Origin of the sequence: Okeania sp. SIO2B9 (genome assembly GCF_010672505.1) — a bacterium.
Lineage (GTDB): Bacteria > Cyanobacteriota > Cyanobacteriia > Cyanobacteriales > Microcoleaceae > Okeania > Okeania hirsuta.
In genome coordinates this window covers 1-14,430 of sequence record NZ_JAAHGK010000038.1, presented here as the reverse complement: position 1 = coordinate 14,430, position 14,430 = coordinate 1, and the positions used below count along the sequence as shown (strand labels likewise).

Below are 14,430 nucleotides of genomic sequence, written 5' to 3'. Positions count from 1 at the left end.
AGAAAAAGCAAAGTATTATTATTGATGATATTGAAAATAGATTGCGTCCTCATTTATATAAAAAGGGTAAATGGACGGCTGATTATAAGCGAATTAGGATTATGGCTTTTAAGGAAGGTAATTTAGAATAAATAATGACTAAATTACTGATTATTTAAGTTATTGTTGTTTTAGACAATAATTTATATGTGTTACTAATTTATATTTCATTTCACCTATACCATTTCTCAAATATCAATACTTTAATCATGTTCGGTTGAATAGTTATAATTGATAGGCAAAAGGCGATATGTAGTAGAAGTTTGACGGAACGGTGATACATAGAGAATTATATTTATCAGGCTTTCATCCGAACATGATATTATTTAATAACTGCTTGAGATATCAAAAATAAGGAATAAATGAAGTTAAAGTAAAGGTATGTTCAACAATTAATAATTAATAATTAACAATTACTTCTCGTTGAAAAAGAGAGGATTGACTCAAAGGAAAAATTTTTCTTGTTTCTCCTTTAAAGGAGAAGCTTTAAACCTTAATTATTCGGTAATTTAAGTTATTTTCCTATTATTTCGATCATCAATCCATTGCTTGGCACGTTTAACTGCCTCTTGTCGAGAAGAAGCATAAGGTACTGCTACAACACAACCTAATTTGTAATTAGCCCAAACTGCATAAGTAGGATATCCATTCATTTCACCTTGGTCTATTTCAACTTTCCAACCTTTATATTCAAAGGCAAGCATAATATGAGGAAAATCAGGTTCAATCATTATAGTGTAAATAAATTAGCTATGGTTATATCAAAATAGTTCCAAATTAAAAATCAGAAATTATGATATTTTTTAGTCTATATGATACCAAATATCAAAATTCTTGCTACATTTTATTGAGAATAGGGAGTAGTGAAATGAATAAAATATCTTCGCTCTTTGTAAACGGATCGTTAAAAATATTGCTCTTACTTACTTATTAATTAATAACTGAAGTCTTGAGCAAATATAGCGTTATTTTGGGAAGTTACTATGAAATATTCAATTAACTTTTGAGTAATATAATTTTATAGCACTACGAATTTAGGTGTTTGACACTACTAAATTTTGTTTCGTTTCGGAGCATTGACCTAGGAAATAGGTTTTATAAACAGGTACACAAAATTAACTATAAAGATTGACATCTAAATGTCTATGTGCTATAAATAATGACTGTGTGATCATCAACATAAAACTAACAAAGTGAATAACATTATTTCAGCGTGGGCAATAACATTTGTCCCAGGCTTGATCCTTTGGACTTGGGAAAAAAAAGATCCCTTAAAGGAAATTAACTATTCAGAGGAAATCCTGGAAGATATCAAGAATGCTGCAATAATGATGCTTTATATTGTCGTTGTTGTCTATGCTTACTATCCGATACAGAATTTTATTACTTCTGCACCCTTCGTCGAGGCAATTGGTTGGACTAACATTTTGTCTGCTCCTCTATACTCTAGGGTTATTCTAGCCATTTTCTTAAGGGAATTCAGTCTTTATGTCATTCATTGGCATATGCACTATATCGAACAGATTTGGCAAACTCATAAGTGGCATCATTCAGAACAGAAACTATGGTGGCTGAGTGGTGTAAAATCAAGCTTAACAAGTAAACTAATGTTTGCAAGCATTGGCTTATGGTTTCCTGCACTAGCTATTCCTGCTCACATTGCTATTGTGTATGGCGCGATTGCATCATTTCACAACACGATTAGCCATCTCAACATTAAGTGGCGACCTTGGATGCGAGTAGTAGAGTATGTGATTGTCACCCCTCGATACCACCACGTCCATCACCTTGCTGAAGAGAGGTTCCACAATAAGAACCTGGCAAGTATGCTTGTCATCTTTGACCACATTTTTGGTACTTATTTCAATACAGATTTAGTTGATTCCCAGACAGAAGAGTATGGCATTGGTGAAGAACCGGTGACAGCTAGAATGATTGTGGGACTTTAGTATTAATGGGGTGGGAAAGATATCAGGAGTGCATCTTTTCTTAACGAGGGCATAAATTTCAATTAAATTCCTGCCACTAAACAAGCGTTGGTACTCACTCAAATCTCCCTGTAATCAGTAAAGAAACTGGATATAGCTGATTATCCCAAAGCGAAGTAAAATTCAGTTGGATACTCAGTAGAAAATATGCATTGCATAAACTTACTAGCTATCTAGCTCAAAACCACAGCCTACCTCCATCCCCTCCCGGGAGGGGAGCTAGAGGGGTGGGTGCAGATATGGGTTTTTATGAATTCCGCAGACAGCTAGAGTACAAATTTCAACTTTACGGATCATCCTTAACCATTCTTGATAGATGGTTTCCTAGTTCTAAAACTTGCTCTAGGTGTGGAACTGTTAAAGAGTCTCTGTCTTGATCGGAGCGTGTTTTCAAATTGCGAACACTGCAATTTTAGCTGCGTGTAAGATGAGAAAACACTCACATTTTTGTTAATAATAGTTAAACTCAAAAGCATGGAATGAGTGTGTGGAGAATGTAGAAAATGACAGAAAAACTTAGAGAGAATCAATTTAGTCTAGGTTTGAAAGGCTTTTTCAATTCTATCCCCACAGATGCCTGGGGTGCATTGCTGGGAAGTATTTTCTGTATTTCCCTAACCCCAGTTTTTTTTCGTCTTGGGGAAAATGAAATGAGCTTTAGTACCACAGCATTTAATCGCTATTGGGTTGCAAGTCTTGCATTTTTGTGCATCAAACCTTTTTTTTCAACGAATCAGGACTGGGCGACTCCTTCTTTACTTTCGACAAGAAGAATTGCTCTTCTGATTGCAGACGGAATTATTTTGGCAGTGGGATTAATATTATGGGCTTGGTCTCTAGAACAAACTAGCATTGCCAATTCAACACTTATGCACAATTTAGTTCCCCTATTCACAGTGCTGGGAGGGTGGCTTGCTTTCGGACAGACCTTCGATCGCCGTTTCCTAGTGGGGATGTTTGTAGCGGTCGTCGGCGCGGCTATTTTAGAATCAGAGAGCCTGCTTTCCTTCGAGTTTGGCATCGAATTTTGGGGAGATGCTGCAGCTTTACTGTCTGCAGTATTTTTTGGGATTCATCCCCTCATTATCGAGCGCTTGCGACAACAGTTAGACCCTTTAACAATTATGACCTGGTCTTCAATCACGAGTTCTTTTGTGCTGCTAATTCTGTTAGTGATTACTGGGGAATCTTTTTTCCCAACCACCGCTGTCGGCTGGTTCGCTGTCGTTGAACTGGCTTTGGTGGGACAAATGTTAGGGATTGGACTTTGGGCTTATTGCCTGAAGAAAATTTCCGCTGCTTTTGCCAGTTTGCTGGCTTTAGTCATTCCTTCTTTGAGTGCGATCGAGGGCTGGATCGTTTTTTCTGAGCAGCTAAGTCCACTCACATTGCTCAGTTTTGTCATTGTCGTCTCAGGAATGTATTTAGCCGTTTCAAGCCGAGGGAGGGTGAATTTCACGGAGGAAGCAAAGAGAAGTTAATCTCAAGGGAGGCAGCGATCGCGACTCCTGTCTCCCCTTAATTCCCAGTCATTTATACCCTACATTCCGCACGACAAAACGTAGCATAAAAGTCAAAAGTCAAAAGTCAGAAGAAAATTATAGTGCTCAATAGGAGACAAGGATTCAGCAAGTATTTATGCTTAATATTTAACTGAGAATTTGACTCCTGATCAAGGTAGCTGAGTGCTATGCATAAAAACATAAGTCAAAAGCGAGTGCTAATTGGCGAGGTTTCCTCAGAATGCAAGACGCACTCAAGACAGTCAAAAGTCAAAAGCCAGAAAAAAATTATAGTGTCCAATCAGCAAGCCCTAAGTAGTTTTTCCTATCTACTATGATTCTTTCCTCCCTTCTCCCCTGCTCCTCTGCTTCCCATCTGAACTATTAAGTATAATTCTCAATATTTCTATAAGCAGTATAAACAGCTTGTACATTATACCAATTCAAAAATATACGAGAAATTTCTAAAGCCAACTGTGACTTACCTCGGTCAATTAACCATTGCAAAAAACCAGCCATTGTCTTTTCATTTAATCTTCCACCTAATGATAAAACTCCCCATAATAATTTGTGTAGCCAAGTCATTTGAATCATCATTTTAACTTCCCAAGTCGGATGTTTTTGATAAAACAAAACTCCCATTTTTCCCCTTTGAATTTCTCGCTCAATCATTCCTGGTAATTGCTCCAAAGAAAAAGGTGGATGCCAATGATAACCAACAGCATCAGGACACTTAATCAATTTTAAACCCAATTTTTTTAACCTAACTCCTAACTCCAAATCTTCCCAACCATACTGTTCAAAACGAGTATCAAATAATCCAGCTTCAATTAACCAACTACGAGCGATCGCTACATTTCCTGTAGCAAAAAAAGCTGCCGAAAAATCAGTCAACTTATAAGGTTCTGAAGTGGGAAAATCAAAATTACAAGTATTAATGACTCTGCCATAAGTAAATACATTATCTGACTTTTGAGCAATCAAACTATTTGCGTGTGACTGTAGAAAAGAATCTGTTACCACCAGGTCACTATCAATAAAAATAATAAAATCTCCTTTGGCCTGTTCAACACCAAAATTCCGAGCTGCTGCTGGCCCTTGGTGGGACTGAGAAAATAGTTGGACATGGGGAAATTCTTTGGCCTCTGTTTCTAACCAGGGGATAGTATCATCCGTCGAGCCATCATCGACAACTATTACTTCATAATCTATAATTGGGTAGTCATAATCCTGATTTTCCAGAGCGCGAAGACACTTTTCTAAAATCGGTTTGCGATTATAAGTGGGGATAACTACACTGAAAAACATTTTGTCTCCTGAGTGGGATAACTCGATAGTAGGTAGTACATTATGGGTCTTAGCTGTTATAGCATGGATAAAAAAGGGTCTTGCTGAATTCAGGTATGATGATTCTACAGGGCGATCATTAACACCAGAAAATCAGAATAATTCAATAGACAGAAAATAGTTTTATACTTGAAAAGTACTCTTCAAACTCTATTAGAAACAATGAAAAATATTTTTCAAAAGATATTTTTTGCGGGGGGGGGGTGGTAGTAGGACTATTAACTCCTTGTATTGCTATCGCTCATTCAGGCCGAACCGATAGCAGTGGATGCCACACAAACCGATCAACAGGAAGATATCACTGTCATGGAGGAACTTCATCAGGAGGATCGGGGAGTTATGGGACTTCTGGAAATTCTGGCAACAGCACAGGGTTAAGAACTTTAGGCGATACTGGAAACGTAGTTATTCTCTGCTCAACTAATCAACTTTGTCATAGTTTAGGATATTCTTCTTGGGAAACAGGCGATCTTTTAAGAGCTTATCTTTACTATGAAAAAGCATTAAGTTTTCAATCTAATGACCTCCAAGCATTCACTAATTTTAATATATTACAGCCTCATGTTTATCGGATAAATGGTTCTTGCTTTAACTACGAGCAATGTATGAATATTGGTTATAGATCAACAGAAAACAAAGACTATCAGACAGCTTTGATAAATTTCAAAAGAGCGTTAAACTTCCGTCCTAATGATAGTTATGCAATGAAAGCGATTAAGAATGTTAGTCAGTTGATTATTTATGTACAATAAGCCATTACTCCCTAGAGATGCTAGGGAGTACTTATTTTTATCCATCATTTATATAGTATATAGACAAAATCTTCTTTTTCAATAATTAATAATTACCTCTTCTTAAAAGTAATCCGAATATTTATTATAGATAATGAGATGGTATTGCTGATTTTAAATATGAAATAACTCATTCATCTAAATCTTAAAATTATATCTTTTCTTTACTTAGTTTAAGGAAAGACTTAGAAGTAGTGGTTTAGCAACCAAACCCCTAGAATAAAAGTTGATAATTCTTCTGCAATAGTATAGTTGGGTATTAGATATTAACTTTAATAACTGGAAAAAGCACTCCACATCCACTCATTTCCAAAAGCTGATTCTATAGCCCACTTTTAATTTCTCCCACAATTAAGATAAACTCTAGAATCTGTACTTTGCCTGACAATAAATTTAAAGGCTTAGTCCCATAATAAAAACCCAGTTGTAATTCTAGAGAAAAATCTATGAGTCGTGCCACTAAAGTTGTATTAGCTTATTCTGGTGGAGTGGATACCTCCGTTTGCATTCCTTACTTAAAAAATGAGTGGGGTGTCAAAGAAGTAATTACTCTTGCTGCAGATCTAGGACAAGGGGATGAGTTAGAAGGAGTCCGCAAAAAAGCATTAGATTCGGGTGCGGTAGAATCTTTGGTTATAGATGTTATCGAACCTTTGATTCAAGAATATGCTTTTCCTGCTATTCAAGCAAATGCTCTATATGAAAATCGCTATCCTTTAGCGACAGCATTAGCTAGACCTTTAATTGCTAAAATCTTAGTAGATGCAGCAGAAAAATATGGTGCTGATGCGATCGCCCATGGTTGTACTGGAAAGGGTAATGACCAAGTAAGGTTTGATGTTGCTATTGCTGCACTTAACCCGAAAATCAAAATTCTTGCTCCAGCGCGGGAGTGGGGAATGAGTCGTGAGGAGACTATTGCCTACGGTGAAAAATATGGCATTCCAGCACCAGTGAAAAAATCTTCCCCTTACAGCATTGATAAAAATTTATTGGGGATGGCGATCGAAGCAGGGGAGTTGGAAGATCCTTGGGTGGAGGCGCCGGAGGAAGTTTATAATATGACTAAAGCGATCGTTGATACTCCCAATGAACCAGAATATGTTGAAATTGGTTTTGAGGGAGGAATTCCTATTAGTCTCAACGGTCAAGGAATGGGTGGTATTGAGTTAATTACTAAACTTAATCAGATAGTGGGAAATCATGGTATTGGTCGAATTGACATGATTGAAAACCGTCTAGTGGGAATTAAATCACGAGAAATTTATGAGTCTCCGGCAATGTGGGTACTTATTCAAGCGCACCGCGACTTGGAAAGTTTAACTTTGACTGCTGACGTGACTCGTTATAAGCGTGGTATTGAGGAAACTTACAGTCAGTTGGTTTATAACGGTTTGTGGTTTAGTCCGTTGAAGGGTGCGTTGGATGCTTTTATTCAGCAGACTCAGGAAAGGGTGACTGGTGTTGTGCGAGTGAAGTTGTTTAAGGGTAATGCGATGGTTGTCGGTCGTCAGTCTGGCAATTCTTTATATAGTTTTGATTTGGCGACTTATGGTGCTGAGGATGAGTTCGACCATAAAGCGGCGGAAGGGTTTATTTATGTTTGGGGTTTGCCGACTCGTGTTTGGTCGGAGAAAGTTAGAGGTGAATAAATTGGCGATTTTTTAACTTTAATTAGTTGTTCCTGTAGGGATATTTTTTCATTTCTACAGGAATAATTTTTTTTGTGTAGTTTGGGTTAAGCGATCGCGCAGCGGAATGGATGTTCTATTGCGCAACCCAACAAATATCGAAATGATTAGGACTTAAGGATTACAAGGTATTGTGGTCATTGCAACCCAGAGGGTTTGCGGAGCAGTCCGGAACGGAAAGCAATCTCAAATCCTATTTTTTCGTACCTCATGCGTAAGTCCTGATCATTTTGGGTTTCATGCCTCAACCCAACCTACATTAACTGAATAAATATTTTTCTAATCTTGATTTTTTAATTTATCATTTTGCTCTGATTTTTCTTCAATTTCTAATTTTTTTATATGTTTTCGTTGATATTTAATATTTAGAGAAATTGGTTGAGACATTTCTCTAAATATTAAATCTTGTTCTTGTTTCCTCAACTTTTTTTCTTGTTGATTCAACTCACTCATTTTTAGCATTCGTTCAAGAAGAAAAATTGCAAGGATATCGTAGATTATAAGTTAACTATACCAATTTCATAAAATATTGCAAAGCGTGAGGACACAGGGAACAGGGAACACCGGAGCTGGGAACAGAGAAAGAAAAACATAAATATTAAAGAGGAAAAAAAGGTGGAAATTTTAGAATTTATGGAATTTATAATTTTTTCTTTTAAGAAGAAATCACAAATTAAGATGTAACTGCCTTTGCGTGAATTTGGTATTACAGATGGTCGGAGCGAACCTTTAGGATTACAATTAGAAGTTGAGGATAAATTGATCAGATTTTATCGGTAAGATACGGGAGCAAAATTGGTAATTTATGATGAATTACGAGAAGTTTTGAATCAGGAAATTGGGGCACGGCAAGAAGCAGAAAAACGAGCCGAAGAATTAGAATTTTGATTAGCTCGTTATCGCGATCGCTTTGGAGAATTACCTGAAAATTAACAGTATAATTAATTGGTTTTATTGAATAAGTTATGAGCAAATGATATGATTCCCAATTTTGGATTTATTTGTAGGGAAGAAAGCAAAGTATCTAAGGATATTAATTTATTTAGGGGAACAGTTTGGAAACTTTTCCAAAAATATTTTTGTTTGGTTTCCTTCGTCAACTGAATAACTTATAACTAAATTTAGGGCAGGCAAATAAAGAGGAAAAATTTATAGTTACTTGATGATAACTCAAAATTTACCCACCCTATTATGATTAATTACTCTAAATTGGACTAGCTTCTAAAAACAAAGAATAATTTGTATGACCACTAAACTCAGAAACTCGGACAAAATAATTACCCTCTGGTAAGAAATCAACACCTATTATTTCATCAACAGTACCCACATTTCTTGACTCAGCAAAAACCTCTAAAGTTTCTGCCACTCCATTATTATTAATATCCTCAATTAACTCCACATCTGCATCCCCAACTAAACCAGTTAATACAACATCTAAACTACTAGGAGTATTCAAAATAAAACTATAAACATCTACTGGATTTCCATCTCCAATAAAATTGCTAAATTCTGCACTTCCCAAAACACCAAGATCGGCATTAATATTTAACAAATCATCTCTAAAATCTGGAGGAGTACTCAAACGATTTTCTGGCAAACCAACTAAAATATAATGTTGAATTGCACTACTAAAAATACCATTATTTAATAACTCCACTACATCCTGATTTTGAGCAAGATAAAAATCTGTATCAAACAAAAAACTAGGGTCGCGATTTTCAAATTGACCAAATCTGACAAAATGTTCAAAAGGTGTTAATCCTGCTGACTCTAATGTTGTAGCAAAATCAGGATTTGCTCTATAAAATAAATTAGTAAATAAAGGACTAGGGTCGCGCAATTCAAATTGACCAAACCTAAGAAAATGTTCCACTGCCGTCAGATTATCTTCCTCAATAGCAGCAGCTATATCAGTATTAATTTCGAGATAAAAGCTAGTATCAAATAAAGCATTGGGGTCGCGATTTTCAAATTGACCCACATTCACAAAATGTTCCAAACCACTACTGAAATTACCCGCAGCAATTTCATCTACAACATCGGGGTTTTGAAATAAATAAAATCCTTCATCAAACAGAGTTTCAATAGTTAACATTTCTTAAAAGTTTATTTTTGAGTTTACATTGCAACCTAAGCAATGTTATCTTACTACAATCGTTCATTTATGTATGCTTTAAATTCAAAATTTATAATTAAAAATTAAGGGACATTAATTATGAGTAAATCTTCTTTAATGAACATCCTACGTCGCGCTTATGGTATTGCCAGAATGTCTAAAAAAACTGGCATTCCCAGCGATGAGTTATTAGGAATGGTAAGAGAAGCTCAAAGTAATAAATTTCGGACTACTCGCCGTCGTTTATTACAAGGTGGTTTAGGATTTGCTGGAGCAATGGCAGCTTCTAATTTCTTCAAGGGTGGACAACGAGCAATGGCTCAACAAACACCTATATTAATAGTAGGCGCTGGAATTGCGGGATTAACTGCAGCTTACCGCCTTACTCAGGCAGGAGTACCAGTAAATGTGATAGAAGCTAAGAACCGAGTAGGGGGTAGAATGCTAACTACCCAAAAAGCGTTAGGTACACCATTCTCAGTGGAATTGGGTGGGGAATTCATTGATACAGATCATTTTTGTACCCGTGGTATAGCAGAAGAATTAGGATTAAATCTGGTAGACTTATTGGCAGTGGATGAGAGCTTAGGAATACAGGACACTTACTTTATTGGAAATCGTAGAGTACCAATAGAAGAACTGATTAGAGACTTTGCGCCAGTTGCTGAACAAATTGATGCAGATTTAGAAGCGATCGATGAATTTGAAGACTATACCACACCTATACCAGCAGCAGTAGAACTAGATAATATCTCCATCGCCGAATATTTAGACCGGATTCCTGAAACTACATCAACAGTCCGTCAACTAATCCGAATTATTTACACGGGTGACTATGGTCTCGACACTGAAGAACAGTCTTGTCTGAATCTACTCTTTTTAATAGGTACTGAACCGGGAGAGTTTGAACCTCTTGGTACCAGTGATGAACGTTTTCATGTAGAGGGGGGGAGCGAACAAATTCCCCAAGGGTTGGCAAATATACTTTTCAATTCCATTGAGACAGGAACAGTGCTAGAAGCGATCGACTCTCTTTCTGATGGTCGATATCGAGTAGCATTAAGGTCGGGTCATAGTACCTTTGACCGCACTTATGAACGAATTTTACTGACATTACCCTTCAGTGTGCTGCGACAAGTTCAGCTTAATGTAGATATCCCTCCTGTGAAAAGGTCATCTATAAATACTGCTAGTTACGGAACGAACTCTAAGTTAACTACTGCTTATCAAGAAAAAATCTGGCGTACTCGCTACAACTCCAGAGGTAATGTTATTTCAGACTTAGGATTTCAAGCTACTTGGGAAACTGCGGAAAGTCGTTACATTCCAGGTCCTGGTTTGATTACACAATTTGTTGGTGGTACTCAGGGTGTAGCAATAGGATCTGCTACTGCTCAAACCCACGCTCAACAGTTAAATGCTCAACTAGAACTTGTTTTTCCTGATATCAGTAGCGTGGCGATGCCATCCCAAGCAATTCGTAGTTATTGGCCTGGAGATCCTTTTGCTCGTGGTTCTTATTTGTGTTACAGACCAGGGGAGTGGACGCAATTTTATGGTGTGGAGGGAGAGCGTGTGGGGAATATATTTTTTGCTGGCGAACATACTTCTTTGGAATATCAAGGTTGGATAGAAGGTGGTTGTGATAGTGGTGAAGTTGCTGCGATAGAAATTTTAGATGATTTGGATTTAATAGCAACTACTGAAGCGTTAAGAGTTAAACGATCTGTACAGTCGGAAATTCAAACTAAACCTCGCAGACTACCTGGAGCTAAGTATGTTCGGGAAAAACGGAATTTGCCACAAATAAAATAATCAGAAGGCTAACTGTAGAAAATGAGATCTCAAAAATGACTAAATCTTCGGTGATGACAATACTAGGTCGTGCTCATACTATTGCCAGAATGTCAAGAGAAACTGGTATCCCTAGTGATGAATTATTAGGAATGGTAAAAGAAGCTAAAGCTAGGAAATTTCCGAATGCTTGCACTCGCTTATTAAAAGGTGGTTTAGACTTAGCTCAAAAATTTAAAGTTTCCCTTTTGTCCAAGGGTGGAGAAAGGGCAATATCTCAAACAACTCCAGTATTAATAGTAGGAGCAGGAATTGCCGGATTAACTGCTGCTTATCGTCTAACTCAAGCGGGAGTTCCAGTAAACGTGATTGAAGCTAGTAACCGGGTAGGAGGTAGAATCCGAACTCGCCAAAAAGCATTAGGTACTCCATTTGCTGTTGAACTTGGTGGGGAATTTATCTACACCGAGCATACTTATCTGCGCAGTTTGATTGAGGAATTAGGATTACATCTTGTAGATTTGCAGGCAGTCGATGAAAACTTGGAAACACAAGAGACTTACTTTTTTGAAGGTCGCAAGGTTTCATTAGCAGAAATTACCACAGACTTTGCACCAATTGCAGAGCAGATTAACAGAGATTTTAAAGCGATCGCTAATTTTAAAGACTACACCACAAAAATTCCGGCAGCAGTAGAACTAGATCATATCTCTATTGCCGAATATTTAGACCGAATTCCTCAAACTACACCAGTAATTCGCCAGCTAGTCAAAGCTGCTTATGAAACTTACTACGGTCTAAATATGGAAGAGCAGTCTAGTCTCAATTTAATCTATATAATAGGTACTCAAGTAGGTAAGTTTGGCATTATTGGTGTTATGGAGCAACTTTTTAATGTACAGGGAGGTAACGAACTGATCCCCCAAAAGTTGGCAAGTTTAGTCTCCAATTCTATTGAGACGGGAACAATATTAGAGGCGATCAATGATCTTTCTGATGGTCGGTATCGAGTGGTATTAAGGTCGGGCAATAGTACCTTTGAGCGTACTTATGAGAGAATTTTGCTAACATTACCCTTAACTTTGTTAAGAGAAGTTCAGCTTAATGTAGATTTGCCACCTTTGAAAAAGTTATCTATAGATACTGCTAGTTACGGAACTAATTCTAAGTTAACTACTACTTATCAAGAAAAAATTTGGCGTACTCGCTACAATTCTACAGCTGATATCTATTTAGATTTAGGGTTTCAAAACACTTGGGAAACTTCTGAGAGTCGTTATCATCCAGGTATGGGTTTGATTACACAATTTGTTGGTGGTACTGAGGGTGTAGCAATAGGAACTGGTAGTCCTGAAATTCATGCTCAAAAATTGAATTCCCAACTCGAACAGGTTTTTCCTGGTATTAGTAATATTTCCATGTCAGATCGAACAATTCGTAGTTATTGGCCAGGAGAAGTTTATACTCACGGTTCTTATTTATGTTACAAACCGGGGGAGTGGACAAAGTTTTATGGTGTAGAAAGAGAGCGAGTGGGTAATATATTTTTTGCCGGGGAGCATACATCTTTTCTAGAAAATCAAGGTTATATGGAAGGTGGGTGTCAGACAGGTGAAATAGCTGCTATGGAAATTTTACAAGATTTAGGTTTAAAAGGTAGTGTTGAAGCAATGAGAAGTCAGCGGCGTTGGTGAAGCGGGTGTATGATATTAATCGCGCATTACTTAGGGCTTGCTGATTAAATATAAAAGCATTGACATATAAAGACAAGTGCCTTTTTGGGAACGAAAAAAGTGCGCCTGTTTCAGTCTAAAACGCTCATGCATGGAGCGTATTTTAGGCGCATAGTTGGGCAGAACAATCTTGAGACAAAACGCCCGCTCCTACTTCCTCTAAATTCCCATTTCTCCTGTCTCCTGTCTCCTGTCTCCTGTCTCCTACCCCTACTAAAATACTTTTTCAGCAAACCCTACTTAGGAGTCAACCCACCCCTCGCCCCTCCCCCTCCCAGGATAGAAACTCAGGAGTCAGGAGTCAGGAGGGAAGAGAATGCGCGAAAGATTTGCACATTTGCGCTGAGGATGAAAAATTTTTTATACCGAACCCGAGCGGATTTGATATTAGTGGTTTAAAACTATCTGAAAAGCGTAAAAATAAATTTACCAGTAATATCATGTCTGATAGCATCGGTATTGTAAGCGTGAAGGTAAGGAAGAAGGAAGAGAGAAGAAGGCTTAAAAGATTGAAAAAACGTAAATTTCCTGTAGACATTCACCCTTGGTTTTACACAAACGCGCCCCAGCGGACATGATATAATTAATAGTTACTATGAAATACTTCTATTTTACTATATTAATACCATTGTTACACGGGGGAGTTTATGATCAATTATTACAGAGTAATATAGTGAATATATTTGCTCAAAAATCTGAATTTGATAACCCAATTTGTTATATGGAAACTACAGAGGGAAAAATTATTAATTTAGTTAATCTATGTGGCGATAGAGAAGCTATTAATGAAAGCAAAAAAGTTAGCTGCAAATCAGAATCAGAAAAAGTTAAAGCTACAGAAATACCGATTAGTAATATTAACTACGATGGTAATTTTTTAACTGGTAAAGTTGCTAATCAAAGTTGTCAAACTGTGAAGCAAATTAAGGTAAATTATCAAGTATTAGATGATGCTGGAAATATTATTGATAATGGGTTTATTTATGCTGAACCTAGTACGGTTGAGCCAGGAAAAGTAGCATCTTTTAAAGGTAATGTTTCCCCAGGAGCTAAAGTAGAAACAACTTTTGTTGAATGGAGTGAATAATGAAGTCAGAATTTAGAATTCATAATTTAGAATTCAGAAGTTCAAAAATGATGTGTGATAATTAACAGTATTAGAAATTCTGTTGCTTGAATTTTTTTGTTTATTTAGGTAATTACTTATAATTCATTTGCATAATTGTAAGCCTGTTTTTGTAATTCAAATATCTCCATCTGTTTTTCTATCAACATTAGGATTTTTCTTGAGTCTTTAAAAGTAATATACTTTTGCAAAGATAATATACTATAGCGTTTCCCAAGGTCGTGAGGTACAGTTATCTTTTTGTCTTTTTATTCCCTGTTCCCAGCTCCGGTGTTCCCTGTTCCCTCAAGCCTCAAATTTTGA

General features: G+C 36.9%; 14 protein-coding genes. 9 read left to right on the top strand and 5 right to left on the bottom strand.

What is annotated here, in order from left to right:
- Positions 1-548: 548 nt before the first annotated feature.
- The gene (locus tag F6K13_RS03020; protein ID WP_124146072.1) at positions 549-770 is read right to left on the bottom strand and encodes a hypothetical protein; all 222 of its coding nucleotides are present in this window, start codon (positions 768-770) and stop codon (positions 549-551) included.
- A gap of 507 nt (positions 771-1,277) precedes the next feature.
- Here F6K13_RS03020 and F6K13_RS03015 point away from each other — a divergent pair.
- The 3 genes from F6K13_RS03015 (at position 1,278) to F6K13_RS03005 (ending at position 3,508) form a co-directional block, all read left to right on the top strand.
- On the top strand, positions 1,278-1,988 hold the full coding sequence (locus F6K13_RS03015) for a sterol desaturase family protein (protein ID WP_124154522.1): 711 nt from the start codon (positions 1,278-1,280) through the stop codon (positions 1,986-1,988).
- Positions 1,989-2,266: 278 nt separating this feature from the next.
- Positions 2,267-2,404: a transposase gene (locus tag F6K13_RS03010; RefSeq protein ID WP_240039073.1), complete on the top strand. Its 138-nt coding sequence runs from the start codon at positions 2,267-2,269 to the stop codon at positions 2,402-2,404.
- Positions 2,405-2,530: 126 nt separating this feature from the next.
- Positions 2,531-3,508, top strand: a complete 978-nt coding sequence (locus F6K13_RS03005) for a DMT family transporter (RefSeq protein WP_124146074.1) — start codon at positions 2,531-2,533, stop codon at positions 3,506-3,508.
- Positions 3,509-3,913: 405 nt separating this feature from the next.
- Here the strand turns inward: F6K13_RS03005 and F6K13_RS03000 are convergent, their stop codons facing one another.
- Positions 3,914-4,837, bottom strand: coding sequence for a glycosyltransferase family 2 protein (locus F6K13_RS03000; protein WP_124146075.1), 924 nt, complete (start codon positions 4,835-4,837; stop codon positions 3,914-3,916).
- 1 nt (position 4,838) lies between these two features.
- Here F6K13_RS03000 and F6K13_RS02995 point away from each other — a divergent pair, with 1 nt between their 5' ends.
- From F6K13_RS02995 to F6K13_RS02985, 3 genes are all read left to right on the top strand, one after another.
- Complete coding sequence (locus tag F6K13_RS02995) at positions 4,839-4,997, top strand: hypothetical protein (RefSeq protein ID WP_161564623.1); 159 nt, start codon at positions 4,839-4,841, stop codon at positions 4,995-4,997.
- 82 nt (positions 4,998-5,079) lie between these two features.
- The gene (locus tag F6K13_RS02990; protein WP_240039072.1) at positions 5,080-5,628 is read left to right on the top strand and encodes a YHYH domain-containing protein; all 549 of its coding nucleotides are present in this window, start codon (positions 5,080-5,082) and stop codon (positions 5,626-5,628) included.
- Positions 5,629-6,113: 485 nt separating this feature from the next.
- Positions 6,114-7,319 carry an argininosuccinate synthase gene (locus F6K13_RS02985; protein ID WP_124146076.1) on the top strand — a complete coding sequence of 402 codons (1,206 nt, stop codon included), beginning with the start codon at positions 6,114-6,116 and terminating at the stop codon, positions 7,317-7,319.
- Between the two features lie 318 nt (positions 7,320-7,637).
- Here the strand turns inward: F6K13_RS02985 and F6K13_RS02980 are convergent, their stop codons facing one another.
- Together F6K13_RS02980 and F6K13_RS02975 are read right to left on the bottom strand one after the other, a co-directional pair.
- Positions 7,638-7,811 (bottom strand): hypothetical protein, encoded by a 174-nt coding sequence (locus tag F6K13_RS02980; protein ID WP_161564624.1) that lies wholly within the window; start codon positions 7,809-7,811, stop codon positions 7,638-7,640.
- A gap of 751 nt (positions 7,812-8,562) precedes the next feature.
- Positions 8,563-9,453: a PPC domain-containing protein gene (locus F6K13_RS02975; protein ID WP_124154569.1), complete on the bottom strand. Its 891-nt coding sequence runs from the start codon at positions 9,451-9,453 to the stop codon at positions 8,563-8,565.
- Positions 9,454-9,573: 120 nt separating this feature from the next.
- Between F6K13_RS02975 and F6K13_RS02970 the strand changes: the two genes are divergently transcribed.
- Positions 9,574-11,289, top strand: a complete 1,716-nt coding sequence (locus F6K13_RS02970) for an NAD(P)/FAD-dependent oxidoreductase (RefSeq protein ID WP_124154570.1) — start codon at positions 9,574-9,576, stop codon at positions 11,287-11,289.
- Between the two features lie 35 nt (positions 11,290-11,324).
- Positions 11,325-12,962, top strand: a complete 1,638-nt coding sequence (locus F6K13_RS02965; RefSeq protein ID WP_124146079.1) for an NAD(P)/FAD-dependent oxidoreductase — start codon at positions 11,325-11,327, stop codon at positions 12,960-12,962.
- Positions 12,963-13,072: 110 nt separating this feature from the next.
- Here F6K13_RS02965 and F6K13_RS02960 read toward each other — a convergent pair whose 3' ends face one another.
- A complete protein-coding gene (locus tag F6K13_RS02960) occupies positions 13,073-13,234 on the bottom strand; it encodes a hypothetical protein (protein WP_161564963.1) in 162 nt (53 codons plus the stop codon).
- Positions 13,235-13,596: 362 nt separating this feature from the next.
- Between F6K13_RS02960 and F6K13_RS02955 the strand changes: the two genes are divergently transcribed.
- Positions 13,597-14,088: an FxLYD domain-containing protein gene (locus tag F6K13_RS02955; RefSeq protein WP_124154571.1), complete on the top strand. Its 492-nt coding sequence runs from the start codon at positions 13,597-13,599 to the stop codon at positions 14,086-14,088.
- The last annotated feature ends 342 nt before the right edge of the window (positions 14,089-14,430 follow it).

Excerpts from the sequence above, each read along its gene's own strand:
- F6K13_RS03010 (WP_240039073.1), top strand. The coding sequence starts at position 2,267 with ATGGGTTTTTATGAATTCCGCAGACAGCTAGAGTACAAATTTCAACTT.
- F6K13_RS02970 (WP_124154570.1), top strand. The coding sequence starts at position 9,574 with ATGAGTAAATCTTCTTTAATGAACATCCTACGTCGCGCTTATGGTATT.
- F6K13_RS02985 (WP_124146076.1), top strand. The coding sequence starts at position 6,114 with ATGAGTCGTGCCACTAAAGTTGTATTAGCTTATTCTGGTGGAGTGGAT.
- F6K13_RS03005 (WP_124146074.1), top strand. The coding sequence starts at position 2,531 with ATGACAGAAAAACTTAGAGAGAATCAATTTAGTCTAGGTTTGAAAGGC.
- F6K13_RS02965 (WP_124146079.1), top strand. The coding sequence starts at position 11,325 with ATGACTAAATCTTCGGTGATGACAATACTAGGTCGTGCTCATACTATT.
- F6K13_RS02980 (WP_161564624.1), bottom strand. The coding sequence starts at position 7,811 with ATGAGTGAGTTGAATCAACAAGAAAAAAAGTTGAGGAAACAAGAACAA.
- F6K13_RS02955 (WP_124154571.1), top strand. The coding sequence starts at position 13,597 with ATGAAATACTTCTATTTTACTATATTAATACCATTGTTACACGGGGGA.
- F6K13_RS02975 (WP_124154569.1), bottom strand. The coding sequence starts at position 9,453 with ATGTTAACTATTGAAACTCTGTTTGATGAAGGATTTTATTTATTTCAA.
- F6K13_RS03020 (WP_124146072.1), bottom strand. The coding sequence starts at position 770 with ATGATTGAACCTGATTTTCCTCATATTATGCTTGCCTTTGAATATAAA.
- F6K13_RS03000 (WP_124146075.1), bottom strand. The coding sequence starts at position 4,837 with ATGTTTTTCAGTGTAGTTATCCCCACTTATAATCGCAAACCGATTTTA.